At 57.6% G+C, this 17,212-nt stretch carries 16 protein-coding genes and 2 pseudogenes; 8 read left to right on the top strand and 10 right to left on the bottom strand.

Features of this window, described 5'->3' with window-relative positions; genetic code table 11:
- Window positions 1-356 precede the first annotated feature (356 nt).
- Window positions 357-1,316 carry a M48 family metalloprotease gene (locus tag SM755_RS23260; RefSeq protein WP_323174786.1) on the bottom strand — a complete coding sequence of 320 codons (960 nt, stop codon included), beginning with the start codon at window positions 1,314-1,316 and terminating at the stop codon, window positions 357-359.
- A gap of 339 nt (window positions 1,317-1,655) precedes the next feature.
- Between SM755_RS23260 and SM755_RS23255 the strand changes: the two genes are divergently transcribed.
- Window positions 1,656-2,627, top strand: coding sequence for a deoxyhypusine synthase (locus SM755_RS23255; protein ID WP_323174785.1), 972 nt, complete (start codon window positions 1,656-1,658; stop codon window positions 2,625-2,627).
- A 104-nt stretch (window positions 2,628-2,731) separates the two neighbouring features.
- Here the strand turns inward: SM755_RS23255 and SM755_RS23250 are convergent, their stop codons facing one another.
- Together SM755_RS23250 and SM755_RS23245 are read right to left on the bottom strand one after the other, a co-directional pair.
- Window positions 2,732-2,911, bottom strand: a complete 180-nt coding sequence (locus SM755_RS23250; RefSeq protein ID WP_152422649.1) for a hypothetical protein — start codon at window positions 2,909-2,911, stop codon at window positions 2,732-2,734.
- A gap of 335 nt (window positions 2,912-3,246) precedes the next feature.
- Window positions 3,247-4,383, bottom strand: a complete 1,137-nt coding sequence (locus SM755_RS23245) for a WD40/YVTN/BNR-like repeat-containing protein (protein ID WP_369335287.1) — start codon at window positions 4,381-4,383, stop codon at window positions 3,247-3,249.
- A 281-nt stretch (window positions 4,384-4,664) separates the two neighbouring features.
- Between SM755_RS23245 and SM755_RS23240 the strand changes: the two genes are divergently transcribed.
- A complete protein-coding gene (locus SM755_RS23240; protein ID WP_323174783.1) occupies window positions 4,665-5,606 on the top strand; it encodes an ABC transporter ATP-binding protein in 942 nt (313 codons plus the stop codon).
- Between the two features lie 29 nt (window positions 5,607-5,635).
- Here the strand turns inward: SM755_RS23240 and SM755_RS23235 are convergent, their stop codons facing one another.
- Window positions 5,636-6,826, bottom strand: coding sequence for an NEW3 domain-containing protein (locus SM755_RS23235; protein WP_323174782.1), 1,191 nt, complete (start codon window positions 6,824-6,826; stop codon window positions 5,636-5,638).
- A 175-nt stretch (window positions 6,827-7,001) separates the two neighbouring features.
- Between SM755_RS23235 and SM755_RS23230 the strand changes: the two genes are divergently transcribed.
- The 5 genes and pseudogenes from SM755_RS23230 to SM755_RS23210 form a co-directional block, all read left to right on the top strand.
- The gene (locus SM755_RS23230; RefSeq protein WP_323174781.1) at window positions 7,002-7,802 is read left to right on the top strand and encodes an ABC transporter permease subunit; all 801 of its coding nucleotides are present in this window, start codon (window positions 7,002-7,004) and stop codon (window positions 7,800-7,802) included.
- 42 nt (window positions 7,803-7,844) lie between these two features.
- Window positions 7,845-8,270, top strand: a complete 426-nt coding sequence (locus SM755_RS23225; RefSeq protein WP_323174780.1) for a universal stress protein — start codon at window positions 7,845-7,847, stop codon at window positions 8,268-8,270.
- Between the two features lie 139 nt (window positions 8,271-8,409).
- Entirely contained in the window at window positions 8,410-8,595 is a 186-nt protein-coding gene (locus SM755_RS23220; protein ID WP_323174779.1) for a hypothetical protein, read from the top strand.
- An 89-nt stretch (window positions 8,596-8,684) separates the two neighbouring features.
- Window positions 8,685-9,323 (top strand): phosphoribosyltransferase family protein, encoded by a 639-nt coding sequence (locus SM755_RS23215; RefSeq protein WP_323174778.1) that lies wholly within the window; start codon window positions 8,685-8,687, stop codon window positions 9,321-9,323.
- Window positions 9,324-9,480: 157 nt separating this feature from the next.
- Window positions 9,481-10,285, top strand: a pseudogene (locus SM755_RS23210) (ATP-binding protein); the annotation flags it as partial.
- A 169-nt stretch (window positions 10,286-10,454) separates the two neighbouring features.
- On the opposite strand, the gene SM755_RS23205 reads toward SM755_RS23210, so the two are convergent.
- On the bottom strand, window positions 10,455-10,736 hold the full coding sequence (locus SM755_RS23205; RefSeq protein ID WP_006666781.1) for a PadR family transcriptional regulator: 282 nt from the start codon (window positions 10,734-10,736) through the stop codon (window positions 10,455-10,457).
- A gap of 148 nt (window positions 10,737-10,884) precedes the next feature.
- Between SM755_RS23205 and SM755_RS23200 the strand changes: the two genes are divergently transcribed.
- The gene (locus SM755_RS23200) at window positions 10,885-11,814 is read left to right on the top strand and encodes an NAD-dependent epimerase/dehydratase family protein (protein ID WP_323174777.1); all 930 of its coding nucleotides are present in this window, start codon (window positions 10,885-10,887) and stop codon (window positions 11,812-11,814) included.
- Window positions 11,815-12,080: 266 nt separating this feature from the next.
- Here the strand turns inward: SM755_RS23200 and SM755_RS23195 are convergent.
- From SM755_RS23195 to SM755_RS23175, 5 genes and pseudogenes are all read right to left on the bottom strand, one after another.
- Window positions 12,081-12,239, bottom strand: a pseudogene (locus tag SM755_RS23195) (IS6 family transposase); the annotation flags it as partial.
- 153 nt (window positions 12,240-12,392) lie between these two features.
- The gene (locus SM755_RS23190; protein ID WP_323174776.1) at window positions 12,393-13,220 is read right to left on the bottom strand and encodes an FkbM family methyltransferase; all 828 of its coding nucleotides are present in this window, start codon (window positions 13,218-13,220) and stop codon (window positions 12,393-12,395) included.
- Window positions 13,221-13,724: 504 nt separating this feature from the next.
- The gene (locus tag SM755_RS23185) at window positions 13,725-14,606 is read right to left on the bottom strand and encodes a universal stress protein (protein WP_323174775.1); all 882 of its coding nucleotides are present in this window, start codon (window positions 14,604-14,606) and stop codon (window positions 13,725-13,727) included.
- 459 nt (window positions 14,607-15,065) lie between these two features.
- Window positions 15,066-16,160, bottom strand: a complete 1,095-nt coding sequence (locus SM755_RS23180) for a glycosyltransferase (RefSeq protein WP_323174774.1) — start codon at window positions 16,158-16,160, stop codon at window positions 15,066-15,068.
- Window positions 16,161-17,144 carry a glycosyltransferase family 4 protein gene (locus SM755_RS23175; protein WP_323174773.1) on the bottom strand — a complete coding sequence of 328 codons (984 nt, stop codon included), beginning with the start codon at window positions 17,142-17,144 and terminating at the stop codon, window positions 16,161-16,163.
- Window positions 17,145-17,212: the final 68 nt, after the last annotated feature.

The raw sequence follows: 17,212 nt of genomic DNA, 5'->3' as shown, positions 1-17,212 counted from the left end.
ACGGTCGCATCTGCACGCCGGTAGACGGCCGGCCTGCATTGACCCTTCCCACTCACGCTTACGCGGAGTGGTGCATCAGTTCTTTGTTGGGATCAAATCGTTGTAGCGTCCATTACTTAAGCGCACGGATTCGCTTTGTCCAAGAGAGACGCTCACAGTGGACAACGATCGAATCCATCACAGTAGCGGAGTGCTCTTGCGGCGTGCGTAGGTGAGGACACGTGCACACGCTTTCACGACGTATTTAACTCGCTGTAGACGGCGTGTTTACAGATAGAGGTGACAGCGCATAGTACTCACTGCTACCGCGATCAGTGGATAAATACGGGTGTGAGTTCCCATAGAAGGACTCCGAGTCAGTCTTCGTTTGCCATCCGTGACAGGATCTCGATACGATCTTCAGTTGCTGGGTGCGTTTTGAAGAAGTACCGAAGCCGTTTCTCTATCTTCCAGTGGAGCGGTTCTACACTCCCTTCCGGACCAAGCAGAACCGGTTCTTCCGGTTCCAGCGGTAAGATCGATAACGAGGAGACGGCAGACACAGTCCGGAGGTCGTGGTCAGGCGTCGTCGTAATCCCCTGGTCTAATCGCTCAAGAGCAGTGGCGAGGGCTGCAGGTGAGCCCGTTATTTCGACAGCGGATCGATCTGCGACTTGCTCTCTCACCCTCGCGAGTCCCGCGATAATCACGTTCCCGACGAACCAGACACCAGTTGAAAGAATCGCAAGCGGAACGGTGATTATGATCCAGCCGCCGCTTTTACTGAATTCAATAGCCTGTGATCGAAGCCCATCAGCTAAGACAACCGGGACCGAAGCGATCGTCATCACCATTGCATCCCAGTTTTTTACGTGAGCGAGTTCATGTGCGATCACAGATTCGAGTTCTTCAGCGGTGGCGAGCGAATCGAGGGTTCCTTGCGAGAGAACGAGATGAACAGTTTGTGGGCGAAGACCTACGGCGACGGCTTCGGGTGTATCACGATCAGAGAGGGCGAGTGTTGGGACGGGAATGTTGAGTTGCGTAGCGACCTTCGTCATCGACTGGTGTAATTCTGGAGCGTCCGCTGGACGAACTGGTTCAGCATCGGTCAGGTGCTCGACGGTGGGTTGCTGGATGTATTCGAGGTATCCGATAGTTACGATTACCGCCCCGGTGATGATAGCCGATAGCTGGCTGGCCACTCCAAGGCCGAGATACGTAAACAATCCGTAGAACGTAGCCCAAATGCCGACTAGAAGGGCACCCGTGATGCAGACAAGTGCTAGTATGACAAACACCATCTGTAAATAAAGCCGAGCAACGAGAGCGCGCATACTACTGAAAAGGCACTAAAATAATAAAAACGCAAGGGGTTATTTCTACCCTCTTCGAGGGGGATAGTGATGCAGTGTGGTTCGTTACTCGGTCAATCGACCGGTACGGAGAGCGGGTCGCATCCACGTAGCCGTTCGCAGCGTGCAGAGAACTCCCGCGGTTGTACTCCATCGGAGCATTCGCGAAAGCCGAGAGAAAAGCGCGCAAAAATGCCATCGAACGCTGCCGTACACTCAACAAACGGCTACCAGAAGCGAACTGCGAGTCTCACGTGCGACCAAACGGACGGGTCGACCGAACCCGAGTGATTCAAACCGGACAGAGCCCTCAGTGGGTATATGACCGACGACTCACGCGACCATGTAATTCCTGGAAGCGATGAAGAACTCACTACTCCGGACGTCGAAGGATACGACTTCCGCGGCGAGTTCAACTTCGATGACTTGCTGAACTCGTATGCGACGACTGGGTTTCAGGCGACACACCTCGCGGAGGCGATCGAAATCGCCGAGCAGATGCAGGCGGACGATGCGACGGTATATCTCACCTTCACGTCGAACATCATCTCCTCGGGGCTGCGCGAGGTCGTCGCCGCGCTGGTTCGGAAGGGCTACGTCGACGTGATCATCACGACGTCAGGCTCGCTCACCGAGGACGTGATCAAGACGGCAAAGCCGTTCAAGATGGGCGAATGGGATGCAGACGAAGCGAAACTCCGTGAACGCGGGATCAACAGACTCGGAAACATCTTCGTGCCGTCGGACCGGTATGTCTGGCTCGAGGAGTACCTCTATGACTTCTTCGACGACTTCTTCGCGGAGGAGAAGATCCGAACGCCGACGGCATTTGCCCGGGAGTTAGGGGAGACGTTGGACGACGAGGATTCCGTTTTGAAACAGGCTGCAGACAACGACGTGCCCGTATACTGCCCTGCGCTAACTGACGCCGAAGTCGGGAACTTCCTGTATTACTACCGGCAGGGATACGATTCGGAGGTTGGCATCGAGATTCTGGACGATTACGATTCGCTGATCGAGGATGGGTTGCTCTCGGACACGACGGGGCTCATCGCGGTCGGCGGCGGGGTGCCGAAGCATCACGCGATTATGACGAATCTCTTCCGGGGGGGTGCCGACCACGCGATTTACATTTCGACCGGGATGGAAGGAGACGGGTCGCTGTCGGGAGCGCCGCCTAACGAGGCGGTTTCCTGGGGGAAGATCAAAGACGAGGAGGAGACGAACTATACGCTCATCGAAGCCGAAGCGACGCTGGTCTTCCCGCTGCTGGTTGCAGCAGCGTTCGACTAACGTTTCGGCTGCGAGGGAGTGCTACTGAAAGGAAAATTCGACCCGGAAATAGCTATGAGGTCGGGTTTTCGGCCGATTGAAAGCGTTCGCAGCGGGTACGGGTACTAGCGGGCCGTCTCGAGATCGACGAACGCGTCCATATCCGCCGATAACCACGCCGTGAGTCGCTCGATGTCGGAACACTCTTCGGGGGTAATCGTACACCGGTCCGATTGGTTTTCGTATCGAACGACGATCGACTCGAGGGTGGACGAGGATTCCGTCATGGCTTGTTGGTGACTCACGCTATCTTGGCCAACTCACCAGCTGTACAAAGCCACTGCTAGTTGTGATATTGAGTGGTACAGAGAGATCTAGAGGGATGCATACTAACCAATAGCATGCAGTTTCGAGACGAAAGCCATCAGGGGCCTCGTTTCCGCCTTCGTCTCCGTGGTTGATGTAACGTCCAGTCAGCGCGATTTTCTGAGACAACGAGCGGCGGTGAATGATCGAATCTTGCAAATCGCCGAGTTGCGTTAGCCGCGGGCGTGACGATCGGAAAAGAAAGGTGTCACGGAGTCTCCATGCAAAATGGCTCGGTGACGAATTCCGCTCCAAAGACGATAGGAACGGGTCGTTACCCTTCGGGAGCGCTCACCCACTCCCCCTCGGTATAGTGTTCTACCGAAAGTGGTCCGGGCGGAAGCGAGTGCGCAGAATTTGACGGATTCTGCGGCGCATGTGGAGGGGAACTCGAAGAGACCTCCGAAGCGGTAGCAGCGGTAGAATTAGCTTGTCGTTCAACGATGGTTCCATTTTCTCCGACTGCAGCGTGGTACGTCCCGCCTCGAGCGACACCGTTCAGTGCGGCTTCAACGGGCGTATCAGATCGCTGCCATTGGCCGGCAGATTGGCGTTCGTAGACCTTTCCGTTGGCTCCTGCTGCGAGTCCCGCCTCCCCATCGCGAGTGACGGCTCGAACCGCCTCGCGATCATCGTCGACGACGTGTGGGGTCCACCGGAACCCGTCGTATCGGTAGATGATACCGGATCCGGCGGCGACGTTCACGGAATCTTCCGCCTGGCTTGCAATGTCGAAAAACGTGCCGCCCGCGAAGTCGATCCCGATTTGTTCCCACGTGTCGCCCCCGTCGCACGTTTCCGCGACGAACTGACTGGTGCTACAGACGTGTCCCCGCATCCGCGTATTGAAGTCGATTCCAGGAATCGTCGATCCACCGCCGGGTTCGATCACGTCGTTGTACTGCACGGCACCGCTTTCCTGTCGGACGCCGACGAGCAACTCGCCGGACCCGTTCACGAAGTACAGGCGCTCGTCTTCGCCAGCGGTTCCACGAACGGCGCAGTCTTCCCACGTACTCGTTATTCCCATGGGTGCGGAGTAGTTGGTCAGCGTCTGAGTTGTGATGTTGTATTCGCCGATGACACCGCTTCCGCCGACGAACCAGACGGCCTCGCCGTCATCGGTTACATCGATCCCCGTCAGCCGGCGGCTTCGAGCCTGCGGACCGTACTCAACGACGAGTTCCCAGCCGTCTTCGTGACGGGCGGCCACATTGCCATCGGCTCCGCAAGCAAACGGTCCCTGAGAAGTACCGACAGCATCGTTGAACGGCATCTGGGTTGGTGAATCCGCTTGAACCCAGCCGTTTTCGGGTGGCTCTTGTGCGAGGCCCGTACTTGTTCCGATGATTCCAGCTGTTACCGTTGCTGCTCCGAAGCGTACGAATGTACGACGTGTGTGATTAGACATCATCCACCATAGACACCAATACTGATAGCTAACACCAAAGACATTCTCCAGATCTTCGTCATGAGAGAATCGACGCCGAACGCCCAGCTAATGCCAGTATATCGGTAACTCGAGCGTATAGGATCGTGCGATTGGCAAAGAGGATGACCAGGCAGAGCGTTCGAGTAGCTGAATTCTCCTGTTCCCGATTACGAGAAAGGAGGCGTAATCAACACAGACAGCGTGTATCCCGGCGGTAATTCCCTCGCACGTATAAGGTTCGAGCCGTCGTCGTTTAGCGCGTGAGCAGCGCTGGTCAACACCCGATCGAGTTCAATTCCGTGACAAAGTACTACGGGGATGTCCGCGGTGTAGAAGACCTCACGTTCACCGTCGAGCGCGGGGAGATTTTCGGTTTTCTCGGGCCGAACGGAGCGGGAAAGTCAACGGCGATTCGCGTGCTCCTCGGACTGTTAAAGCCCACCGGCGGCGAGGCGTCCCTGCTGGGACGCGACGTTACGGATCGGAACGGACTCCGCGATGCGAAACGGCACCTCGGCTACCTCCCGAGTGACGTCACGTTTTACAGCCGCGTGACCGGCACGGAGGTGCTCGATTACTTCGCCCGGATTCGCGGTGACGCGCGTCGTGAGGAACTCCTCGAACGCTTTCCCGTGCCGCTCGATCGGAACGTGAAGGCCTACTCGAGCGGAAACAGACAAAAACTCGCCATCGTCGCGGCGTTCATGCACGACCCCGAACTCGCGATCATGGACGAACCCACATCGGGACTGGACCCGCTCGTCCAGAACGAGTTCTACGAGCTACTCGAGGAGCGACAGGAAGCGGGTCAGACGGCGTTTTTCTCCTCGCACATCCTGAGCGAGGTTCGTCGCGTCTGCGATCGCATCGGAATCATCAGAAACGGACAGTTGATCGAACTCGACTCCGTCAAGAATATCCTCGCGGACGGCGGCACGATCGCCACCGTCCGGTTGGCCGAGGAGCCGCCAGCCGCGGCGCTCGAATTCCCAGGGGTGGCACACGTCGATCGACGGGATGGCGAGTACCGGCTCGTTCTCTCACGCGAGTTCGACGCCCTGGTCCACCGGTTGAGCGAGTACACCGTGCTCGACCTGGAGGTCCGCGAGGCCGACATCGAGGACGTGTTCATGCACTTCTACGGCGGCACGGGCGAGGGCGACAACGACGACACTCCTCTGGAAAATGAGACTGGTACCTGATTCGAACTCGTCCCGTGACCGGCTCGCTATTAGCGCCGTCGGAACCACCAAATCCCCACGAGAACGAACACGACCGCGACGGCGACGAACGGGATGAGGGAGTCAGCGTCGGTGGACTCGTCGGTAGCGACGATCGAAACCGGGAGCGAAACCGGCTCCGAACTCGTGCGGTCGCCGTCGTCGGTATCGTACGCGAGCGTCACCGCAACGCTGGCGGTCGTTTCGATCGCATCCGGGGACGATTCGAAGGCGAACCGAACCGTTTCCGCGTCGCCCGGAGAGAGCGTTCCAACGTATGCTGTCGGCGATTCGCTAGACAGCGGCGGGCCGGCATCGACCGTGGCGACGACATCCGACACGGGCTCGGTTCCGTCGTTCGTAATCCGGACTTCGTAGACGCCCTCTCCGTCAACCGGGATGTCACTGCCGACAGGCGTCAGGTCGAAGACCGGGGCCTCCGCAACGGCGATTCCGAGCGCCGAGGGGCCGCCGGTCACGACGCGTTCGTCCTCGCCGGAAGCCGTTTCGTTCGAATCGGCGCTGGTGTCCGCGTCATCGCCGGATTCATCGATGCGGTACTGAACGGACGCAAACAGCGGATACGTTCCTGGATCGGTTGTGGGAGCGGCGATATCGACGTCGACGGTCGCCGTCTCGTCGGACGAGAGATCTTCGAGATAACGCGACTGACTCGACCGGGGCGACGCGAGCGAACCGAAAGACAATGCACCGCTTGGCGCTTGCAGCGTCACGACGATATCGGTCGCCTGCCGATCGCCATCGTTCGTTACCTCGAGCGCGATTGTCGTCGCGGTTTCCGCCCGAACGGACTGGTTGTCTGCGACGGCGACGGTGACGTTGGCTTCGGGCCCCTGGACGAGTTGCGGGACCGCAGCTGGCTGCTCGGTCGGTGATCCGCGCGCGTCTTCGGATGACGGCACCGTTGCAGACTCGTTTTCGGCCTCCGACGCTTGACCGGGCGGGAGCGTCCCCACGTCTTCGGTCTGTTCTGGGACCGGCGCGTTGGTATCGGTGTCAGTGTCGTTGGTGTCGGTATCGTTTTGTTGGAACTCCGCTTGCAGCGGTGAACTCGCGTTGGCTCCGGGAGCCACTGTTGTTACGACGGCACCGATCACAGATAGCCCGACCAACAGGAGAACCCCCGCGACGATAGCCGTCCGCCGCCGGTTCCAGCCCGGCGTTCCCGCTCGGCCCGTCATGTTCACGCCGGGACGGACGGGAACGCGATAAAGCACCTCGCACGTTCCACGGACGAAGAGCCGATTACTCGACCGTTGTTAAGACAACCGATCGTTTACCACGATACGGGGAGTTCTGTCGCAACCCATCTATAAGGCGACGCCCGTCGTCGGGACAGCGCCGGACCGACACCCGATGTTCGAGATCACCTCGTTCGAAGCCGGTCGCCGACTCCGCGGGTCACTGCTACTCGCCGGTGCGTTGGTCGCGTTGATCGTCCTCACCGTCGCGCTCTTTCCATCGATTCAAGAGTCGGGCGCCGATCTCGACGCCTACCTCGAGTCGCTACCACCCGAAGCGACGCGCGCGTTCGTCGGAAACGTAACGACGCTGACCACGATCGAGGGCTATCTCGTCTCCCAGCTCTACCAGTTCGGCTGGGTGTTACTGCTGGCGATCTATTACGCGTACGCCGCAGCCTCCACGATTGCCGGAGAAGTAGAGCGCGGAACGGTCGGCGTGACGTTGTCGTTGCCGGTGACGCGAACCCGGTTAGTGGTCGGGAAGTTCCTCTCGCTCATCCCCGGCGTCGTCCTCGTGAACGCGATTACGTTCCTCGTGGTCTCCCTCGGCGTCGAACTCGTCGGCGAATCGATCGATGTGGGCAACCTGTTCGCCGTGCACGCATACTCGGTCGCATACTTGCTCGCCTGCGCCGCCGTCGGTCTCCTCGCTTCCGTTGCGTTCGACTCCATTCGCCGAGCACAGACGACCGGGGCCGGGTCGGTCTTCGGCCTGTTCTTGCTCGATACGTTCACGTTCGATACCGACTACGAGTGGGTCGGAGACATCGCTCTTTCGCGGTACTTCGACCCCGGTGCGATTCTCGTCGACGGCGACGTATCGTGGGCCGACCTCTCCGTTCTCCTACTCGCCATCGCCGTCCTCGTCGTCGTCAGTAGTGAATACTTCGAGCGGCGTGATCTCTCCGGCTGATCACAGACGGGTATTATATCGATCGGCGGTGTGTAAGTCCCTATGACGGACCGAGTTCTGGTTCCCTACGACGACTCAGCACCGGCGCGGAAGGGAATCGAATACGCGTTCGAAACGTTCCCTGACGCGGCGATCACCGCTCTGTACGTCGTTCCACGACCGGAGGGATACTGGGCCGCCTTCGAATCGGATTCCCAGAAGCAACACGACGACGAGAAAGCGCAAAAACGCGGAAACGAGGTCCTCGAGGGTGCACGCGACATCGCCGCCGACTTCGATGGTGAACTCGAGACGACAGTCGAGACGGGAAAGCCGGCACAGGTTATCGAGCAGGAAGCGACAGCGGGTGGATACGAGACTATCGTGATCGGCAGCCACGGTCGGGAAGGAGTCTCGCGGGTGTTGCTCGGCAGCGTCGCGGAAAAAGTCGTTCGGCGCTCGCCGGTTCCCGTCGTGGTCATTCGGTGACTCGCGTCGAAAGGAGACTCATCTCTCGATGGCGGCGGTACAGCCGTCGTACTCGGGATCGAGTTCGTGATCGAGACCCTGGAGTTCAGGGTCGCCGATGAATGGCTTATGGCGGAGCCAGTAGTGAGAGCACCTATCGATGCACTCGCAAGATGACATCCGCGACCGACTCGAAGAGATGCAACGCGCGCTGGAATCGTGTGACTACTACGATCCGCGGGCCAGCGTGCTTCGCGGGCGGATCGAAGCGCTCGAGTGGGTGCTTACGTCGAGTTCGGCCGGCAACGAGGACCCGTCCGAATCGACGCGGGCGGCGGACGACTGAATACCTGCCGGCGGCGTATTCGAGTGGTTTCAGATTTCCAACGGGGTGATATCTACAATGGGCTGGAACCCGTAGACCAGTAGCAGCATATGTTTTCGAATCGGCAGGATGCCGGCGAACGACTCGGCGAGCGGCTCGCAGCCGAAGGAGTCGACGCCGATATCGTCCTCGGCATCCCGCGCGGCGCACTCCCGGTCGCACGACCAGTTGCCGACGCGCTCGAGGTGCCACTCGACGTCGTTGTCGCATCAAAACTGAGCGCCCCCGGAAATCCCGAACTCGCGCTCGGTGCCGTCGCCAGCGACGGCAGCCTCTGGCTCAACGAGGACCTCGTCGACCAAGTCAACGTCCCACAGGAGTATATCGACGGCCAACGGGACCAGGAAGCCGATGCTGCCCAACGGAAGGCCCACCAGTATCGAGACGACGGACGGATACCCGACCTGGCTGACAAACGGGTCGTCCTCGTCGATGACGGCGTCGCGACCGGTGCCACTGCAATCGCGTGTCTCAGACAGATAACCGACGCCGGTGCAGCCGCCGTCATCCTCGCCGTCCCCGTCGGCTCACCGAACTCGATCGCCGAACTCGAAACGGAGGCCGACGACGTGATCGCCCTCGAGACACCGAGTGATTTCCGAGCGGTCGGACAGTACTACCGCGACTTCGGTCAGGTGAGCGACGAGCAAGCAATGTCGTATCTCGACGATGACACCGACACGGCGTAGGAGAATGCACGCGCTCTATCCAAAGGTCTCTCACGAACTACTGTATTTTTCCGCTGATTTACAAGGAGACGCTGTGTGAGATTACGGCCGATGCTACCCGCACGTTCGACGAAAAACTACAGGCGATGTTCGAACTCGTCTGTGACCGGTTCGACCTCGAACTGTCTTCTTCGTTGACTTCGACTCGCGTTCACAGCCGTTCTCGGACGCCGAACGGACCGTCTACGATCTGATGGCCCAGTGGACCACGTACGAACTCGAGCAAACCCAGCGTGAACGCGAACTCGAAGCATCGAACGACCGCCTCGAACAGTTCGCCTACACAGCCTCACACGACCTGCAGGAACCGCTTCGCATGGTGACGAGCTCCCTCCAACTCCTCGACAATCGCTACGACGACGAACTCGACGAAGACGGAGAAGAGTTCCTCGAGTTCGCCGTCGATGGAGCCGAGCGCATGCGAACGATGATCGACGGCCTGCTCGAATACTCCCGCGTCGAAACCCGTGGTGATCCGCTGGAGCCAGTTGAACTCGAGCGGGTCGTCGCGGCTGTTCGTGAGGATCTACATCAGTATCGAATAACAAAACGCCGAACTCACCGTTGGCGAACTGCTGCGCGTACTGGGTGATGCAAGCCAGCTCCGGCAAGTCGTGCAGAACGTGCTCTCGAACGCGATCACCTACAGTGGAGAGGGGACGCCACGAATACATATCGACGCGTCACGGCGCGGCCAGAGATGGGTTGTGTCGGTCGAGGACAATGGTATCGGAATCGACCCGGATAACCAGGAGCGTGTGTTTACAGTCTTCGATCGACTCCACAGTCGCGACGAGTACGAGGGGACGGGAATCGGGCTCGCACTCTGTGAGCGAATCGTCGAGCGCCACGATGGCAGTCTCTGGATCGACTCGGAGCCTGGCGAGGGTTCGACGGTCTCAGTTACGCTGCCGGCGGCGTGATCAATCGTTGCCGGACAGTACACTGTGGTCCGCCTCGATCCGGACTAGTTCCGGTCGCTGGTACCGCGACCGACGAGAACGGAGAGACAGGATATCGCGTTCGGGCTATCAGCTAGAGGGACCAAATACCACGAACCGACTCCGGTAATTCCAGTGGCGACTCCGAGAGTTAGACCAGCTCCGAGACGTACTGTGCTTCCCAGTCACGGCGATCTTCGAGTTCACGTCGGCCGCGTCGTGTGACGCTGTAGACGTTCGTTCGACGGTCGGCGGTTCCCTTTTCGATCAGACCTTTGTCGACGAGCGTGTCGAGGTTTGGGTACAGCCGACCATGATGTATCTCGCTTTCGTAGTAGTTCTCGAGTTCGTCCTTGATTGCAAGGCCGTGTGGTTCCTCAAGTCCTGCCGCGACGTACAGGAGGTCACGCTGGAAGCCGGTTAAGTCATACATACGATTGAGTATGGAACTAGATATAATAAATATAGGGGAAACGGGACGATGAGAAATAGTGATAGCCAGTCGGGGGCGGGCAATGGAAAGCAAGGCGCACAGACGTGAATCCAGTAGTCCTATATGACGTATCCAGAAACCAGTACCCATGCAAGATGCACGTATCCTCGTGACGGGTGGCGGGGGATTTATCGGATCGAACCTCGCGAATACGCTCGCCGAAGAGAACGAGGTTATCGCACTCGATAACGGCTATCTCGGCACGAGTGACAATCTCGACGAGAGTGTCACGTACATCGAGGCGGACGTACTCGACGAAGATCTGCCGACTGACGTGGACGTCGTGTATCACCTTGCAGCACTCTCGAGTCGGGAACTTCTCGAAGAAAATCCGGTCCACGGGGCCCGAGTCAACGTCGATGGGTTCGTCAACGTCGTCGAACAGGCGATCGCGGACGGCTGTGAGACGATCGTATACGCCTCGACGTCGTCGATCTACGGCAGTCGAACGACGCCGACACCCGAGGATGTCGAGGTCGAAGCGGCAACGGGCTACGACGCGTCGATGCTCGGCCGGGAACGCTATGCGGAATACTACAACGACTTCTACGCCGACACGGACCTCACGCTCGCCGGGATGCGATTTTTCTCGGTCTATCAGGGCTACGGTGGTGCAGAATCCCACAAGGGGACGTACGCAAACACGGTCTCGCAGTTCGCCAAAAAAATCGCACAGAACACCCCTCCCGTCCTGTGGGGCGATGGAACGCAGACCCGCGATTTCACTCACGTCGACGACATCGTCCGCGGCCTCGAACTCGCTGCCGATCACGAACTCGAGGGTGTCTACAACCTCGGGACCGGCGAGTCCTACTCGTTCAACGAGATGGTTGAGATGCTCAACGGCGTGCTTGGAACCGACATCGATCCGGTGTATGAGCCGATCCCGCTGACGAACTACGTCCACGATACGCTGGCCGATAGTTCGAAGATTCGCAAGGCGACCGGTTGGGAACCGCGAATCGACTTTGAAGACGGTGTCGAACGCGTCTGTCAGCCGTACCTCGATGAGGAATAACGCAGTCTCACTGAGAACAAATAGTACGTTCAATCGACACGGGTTCGCCCCGGTCTAATCGAATCGTCCTTGAAACGTCTACTCGTCAAACGGATCCGCGTCTCATCGAATGCGATCCGCGACGGCGTTGCCGTCCTCAGAACGCGAAGCGTTCTGCTGTCGAATCATCGATTCGCCGACCGTTGGAGCGCTTTGCGCTCCAAGAGGCCGCATGAGAGCGCCACTCTCGTGGACGTCGGTGGGTGCTCTGAGCCTCCGAAAGTCTGCGTCCAGTTCCAAACTGCGCCGTGAGAACGATCAACGCCAAGTAGCGCGAGTACTGCAACAACCTCTCGAACCGACAATCCTATCGAATGGAGGCACACCCCGAACATTCTGACGGGTGTCGGGATGCGCTCGTTCTCCCGAATCTCATCACAATCCATGTCTAAGGTTTCTCTGAGCAGGTTTGTGGGTATCGTGAGTACCACTCACTACAACCTGCTCGCTTCTCAAACACTCTAACTAGACAGTGCCGTCGAATTCGACTGTTCACAAACTTTCATCGGCAAGAGGGCCATCCTCAACTCCAGAACCATCTATTCTCGAGAGTTCGCAACTGCCTTGAGATGGTAGTTCCCTGATCGTCTCTCATTTAAACACGAAACGTTGAACCCGGTCTCTTCGAGGATATTCATTACATCGTCAGCAGATCGGCCATAGTCAGCCAAGAGATCCTCATGGACTTCGACGTAGGCCAGTCGAACATTCGTAAGCGTTTCGCGAAGTCCATCAAGCGCATCAGCCTCTGCTCCCTCGATGTCCATTGTAAGCACGGTCGGATCAGGTGCGTCCGCCAAGCCAGTGATATCGTCTCCACACTTGATGGGAACCTGTGTCGATCCACTAGAAGAGCTCAGTTTATGGTTCTCACCGGGTTTTGCATCTGCGGGAACCGCGACAGTCCCCTCTGAAGAACCCAGTGCGGTTGCGATGATTGTCGATTCGTTTTCTAGGTCGTTTTGAGAGAGATTATAACTGAGCGCCGAGACATTGCTTGGGGCTGGCTCAATAGCAACAGATTCAGCTGCAATCTCGGCAGCAAACGTTGCATAGAGCCCGACATTCGAACCACAGTCCCAGACAATATCATCGGAACGGAGGCTTCTGATAAAGTCCTCAAGCACCTGCCGCTCGTGCATCTGAGTGCGAGCTCGTCGATACTCAATGGCTGTTTCGGTCTTGAAATTTATTCGATGCTCACCGACTTCAACAGGAACAGTAGTGTTGAGAGCAGCACCAACGATCCATCTCGCCTGGCCGGATCGGATCAGGGTAAAGTCCCGGATGCCTCTGGCTAGTTCAGAGATACCTCCATCTCTGTACAATTCAGTAGCTCGTGATGCAAAGCCTGTATTTTTTGTCATATATGTCCCCCGGTTTCAACAGGTGGATCAATCAGCAAAAGCCAATTTTCTGCTATTGTGTCATTTTTATCCCACATGTTCACTTGTTCTTGGTTGTTGGTAACTTCCGGTCATAGTAGAATCTTCTGGCCATTCTTGAGATCGGGATCTCACCTTGAATTACTCACACTACGGGCACTACCACGCAACCATCGGGTTTCTCGAGCAGTACTGATCTATTCAGATTTAGTAGTAGGTGTGTATCTCACAGATTCCATTCGTGTTCTGATTAACGCGAGACGATTTACCTGTGGATTCGATACCAGATCAGTATAAGATTCTTCCAATATAGATAGAAATTACTACTCATGATGTTTTTCTCGTGACTTTCTAGTTCATACCTTGCATTGAATACGAGGGTGAAGCGGTGAATCAGCGAGTTCAGTATGCGGGCTTACTACGCGACTCGCGTGGTTCGACACGCAACCGATTCGCAACGGCAACGGGACACTGGGATCACCGAACTCAAGAACGGGATTCGTTCTTTGGCAGAGAGGTTGTCAAGACCGGGACAGGAGAGGTACGGATCACGCGCTCGGTAAAACTTCCGAGCAAGTACCGATCCAACCCGGTCCAGCCGTGCGTGCCCATCACGATGAGATCAGTAGGCGTTGATTCGGCATATGAAGTAATCACGTGGGGGACCGATCCAGCTTTGACTGCCGTGACGATAGATTCTTCCGAGAGTTCTGTTCGATCCGCGGCGTCCTGTAACACTTCGTGAGCGCTTTCTTTGATCTCTGCAGAGAGCTGCGTCGATCGTGGATCGATCGTCTCGGGGAGTTCGTCGGCAACGAAGAGCAGGTGAAGCACCGAATCGTGTCGGGCCGCAATTGTCGACCCCAGTTCCAATGCCGCACGAGCGTGGTCGCTGTCGTCGGTTGGGACGAGAACGGAACGGTACGGATACGACTGTGTCACGTCTTCGCCTGCACGGACCGTCATCACGGGGACCGAACTCTGGTGAACAACGCGCTCTGTCGTACTACCGAGGATGTACTCCTCGAGTCCGTGTCGACCGTGCGCTCCCATGATAATACAGTCGACGGAGTGAGATTCGCCATAGGCGAGGATTTTCTCCTGTGGCTCCCCCTGTATAATGTGATCGACGACGGGGACGTTGCGCTCAGTGGCCGCTGAACGAGCGCGATCGACGATCGCTTCGCCTTCTTCCTCGAGAATGTCGATATCGCGATCGCCGAATCGGAGGAGGCGAGACTCGTTCGTAGGGACAACGTGGAGAACGTGAACAGTTGCGCCCGTATCAGCAGCAATATCGAGGGCCCGCTTTAGTGCCGCCTTTGCGGGATCGCTTCCATCAACCGGGACGAGAAGGGAGTCGTCCATACTGCCTGTTCGATCCGGTTTGGTTTACATTTGCGGGTAATTATACGCCGGTGCAGTTTAGCGACTCGACAAAAATTGAGTCTCAGATGACTGTCCGTCCATCCCGCGCCCAGTAGTGATAGAATTCGTCTCTGAAGAAACACGAGTTCGCGGATCGAGTTCTCGAGACGGCGTGTAGAAACACGCCACCAAAGCGAAATCATGGCTGACGGCCAGCAGTAGACGGGATCCGCGGAGAGTAGCACTTTCGTCACGATACCATCGTGGTACTGCTATAATGCCGCCAACTGCAATCGTGACAACCGCCCGTGCACGGATAGCAGTCTTCCGAGAGACTGTATCCGGAAACCAAACACTTCGTCCGAGTATTATCCACCGTTTCGAAGAGCAAGCGAAGATACTCGACAGTATCCAATGATCGATGTCACCGTCACTCGCACTGCAGTCACTATTCGCTGTTCAATGCTGTGAGTCGCCAGAGAACCATCGATCCTCGGACGCGGTTGGAATCTCGTCTGCAGATGCCTGCACGTCACGATACAGATACTCGAGGTTTTCAAGCGTACGGTGGACATCGTACTTTCTCACAGCCGCTCTGGTGTCGCGATCCGTTCGAAGCGCTTTCTCAATTGAGTCCGTCATTGCCTCTAGATCGTCGTAGGCGAACCGTTCGCCGTTCTCAGACCCGATCGTCTGATCGAACGGAGCCACGTCCGCTGCAACGACCGGCGTCCCGCAGGCATTTGCCTCGAGCGTCGACAGACCGAGCGTATCGGCGGTGGATGCAGTCACGAACGTATCGATTGACGAGTAAAAGACTGGCAACTCCTCGCGCGGGAGAAAGCCTCGAAGTTCGACGTTGTCCGGCGCGTTTCGTTCGAGTCGACCACGGTAGGGCCCGTCACCGACGATGACGAACTCGTATTCCGGAAGTTCTTTGGCGACACGGAGAATCTCGTGGACGTTCTTCTCCATGCTGAGTCTGCCGCTGTAGCCGATTACCGTCCGATCCGGATACCAGTCCTCGTCGGTCGGCTGGAAGAACTCCATGTCGATACCAACCGGGAGCTGGATGTGTTCGACGTCGCGTTCGATACGGCCGGTAGAGGCGGTAATAATGTCGAACGATCGGAGAAACGCAGTTTCTAGCGGAACGTACAGTTTTGAGAGACCAGTGGCGATCGACTCGAACTTGACGTTCTGGTGGAAGTACTCCTCAAGTGGCGTGTGATGAGTGTAAATAGTCGGCAGATCGTGTTTGCGCGCGTAGTAGCGACCAAGAAGACCGATCGACGCTGGACCATGACAGTGAACGACATCGAGTTCAGGGAGCGTCGACGGACGTCTGAACAGTGGAATGCGGTAGCCGGCATAGAAGGGGTTCGGCAGTGATGGAACCGGAAACTCTCGATCGCCGGGTTCGTAGTCCCCATCGGGATAGACGACGTAGACCTCGTGCCCCCGCCGTTCTAACTCCTCGCGCCAGAGTTTGATCGTGTACGTTACGCCATCGATTTCGGGAAAGTAACTGTCCGTGAAAAATCCAATTTTCATTCAGGTCACCCTCGAGTATAGTGACTGGTATTGGTTGGCTACCGATTCGAGCGAGAAGTCTTCGCTTCGCTTCGCTGCGTTTGCGCCGAGACGGTTGCGAACTGTCGGGTCTTCGAGTTGTTGCAGTGCGGCCTCGAACCCTGCGACGCCTGATTCTGAAACCTTGAGGCAGTCCGTGCCGTCTTCGAGCCAGGAAAACGTCTCGATGTCCCGGACGAGAAGTGGTTTCCCTGCAGTCATTGCTTCGAGGAGTGCGATACCCTCGTTCTCCTCGTGGGTGGGGAAACAGAAGATATCACCAGCGGCGAACGCGCCGCGAATATCGTCGATAAAGCCCGTGAACGTACAGTTGTCCGGCGAGTTCTCGATCAGTGCTGTCGTCTCACGGCCCTTCAGAGACAGATCGAGCGGGCCGAACCACGCAAAGTCCAGTTCCGGGAGTCGGCGAGCCAATTCGACGAACGTCTCGAGTCCCTTGCGCTTGATGACGTGGCCGACGAGGAAGACGACCGGCGGTTCGAGGTCGTAGCGGTCGCGGTACTCCTCGGTCAGCGATTTGAATCCCTCGAGCTTCTCGCGGTCAACGCCGTTTGAGATGACCGTCGTCGGCGCGTCCGTGTAGGTCTCGATGAGCCGCTGGTTGTACGCCGAGGGACAGACAAGTGCATCGGCCAGGCCGTAGGCGCGCTCGAGGTACGGTTTCAGCGGCTTTGCGAGCGCGTTCGTAAAGCGGAAACTGTCGCCGAAGTCCTCCGCGGTCACGTGTGTGTTCGCGACGACCGGAATTCCCCGAGAACGGGCCCGTCGTGCGTACCAGGCTGACCGCGGTCCCATGAGGTTGCAGTGAAAGACATCGGCGTCAAGCGTCGGGGCCGTTGTATACTGCAGATCCAATCCGTCCAGCATCTTTCGCTGGTGGACGACGGACTCACGGATCCCGCCGGTGACGTGATCCTCGAACTCGAAGTAGTGGCTGATTTTCATCGTTGGCATCCCCAGTGTGGTTCTGTGTTCCCTTTCCGTTCGATGGTCGATACCTGTAAACCGAGAGT

The sequence above is a fragment of the Natrialba sp. PRR66 genome (assembly GCF_034808065.1).
In the GTDB taxonomy this organism is placed as follows: Archaea; Halobacteriota; Halobacteria; order Halobacteriales; family Natrialbaceae; genus Natrialba; species Natrialba aegyptia.
Note: the sequence above shows the minus strand (reverse complement) of the source record. Positions and strands in the feature narration are given on the sequence as shown.

Coding starts and splice junctions, on each gene's coding strand:
- SM755_RS23255 (WP_323174785.1), top strand. CDS start 1,656: ATGACCGACGACTCACGCGACCATGTAATTCCTGGAAGCGATGAAGAA.
- SM755_RS23190 (WP_323174776.1), bottom strand. CDS start 13,220: ATGACAAAAAATACAGGCTTTGCATCACGAGCTACTGAATTGTACAGA.
- SM755_RS23175 (WP_323174773.1), bottom strand. CDS start 17,144: ATGAAAATCAGCCACTACTTCGAGTTCGAGGATCACGTCACCGGCGGG.
- SM755_RS23245 (WP_369335287.1), bottom strand. CDS start 4,383: ATGTCTAATCACACACGTCGTACATTCGTACGCTTCGGAGCAGCAACG.
- SM755_RS23225 (WP_323174780.1), top strand. CDS start 7,845: ATGACGGACCGAGTTCTGGTTCCCTACGACGACTCAGCACCGGCGCGG.
- SM755_RS23215 (WP_323174778.1), top strand. CDS start 8,685: ATGTTTTCGAATCGGCAGGATGCCGGCGAACGACTCGGCGAGCGGCTC.
- SM755_RS23185 (WP_323174775.1), bottom strand. CDS start 14,606: ATGGACGACTCCCTTCTCGTCCCGGTTGATGGAAGCGATCCCGCAAAG.
- SM755_RS23220 (WP_323174779.1), top strand. CDS start 8,410: ATGCACTCGCAAGATGACATCCGCGACCGACTCGAAGAGATGCAACGC.
- SM755_RS23260 (WP_323174786.1), bottom strand. CDS start 1,316: ATGCGCGCTCTCGTTGCTCGGCTTTATTTACAGATGGTGTTTGTCATA.
- SM755_RS23180 (WP_323174774.1), bottom strand. CDS start 16,160: ATGAAAATTGGATTTTTCACGGACAGTTACTTTCCCGAAATCGATGGC.
- SM755_RS23200 (WP_323174777.1), top strand. CDS start 10,885: ATGCAAGATGCACGTATCCTCGTGACGGGTGGCGGGGGATTTATCGGA.
- SM755_RS23205 (WP_006666781.1), bottom strand. CDS start 10,736: ATGTATGACTTAACCGGCTTCCAGCGTGACCTCCTGTACGTCGCGGCA.
- SM755_RS23230 (WP_323174781.1), top strand. CDS start 7,002: ATGTTCGAGATCACCTCGTTCGAAGCCGGTCGCCGACTCCGCGGGTCA.
- SM755_RS23235 (WP_323174782.1), bottom strand. CDS start 6,826: ATGACGGGCCGAGCGGGAACGCCGGGCTGGAACCGGCGGCGGACGGCT.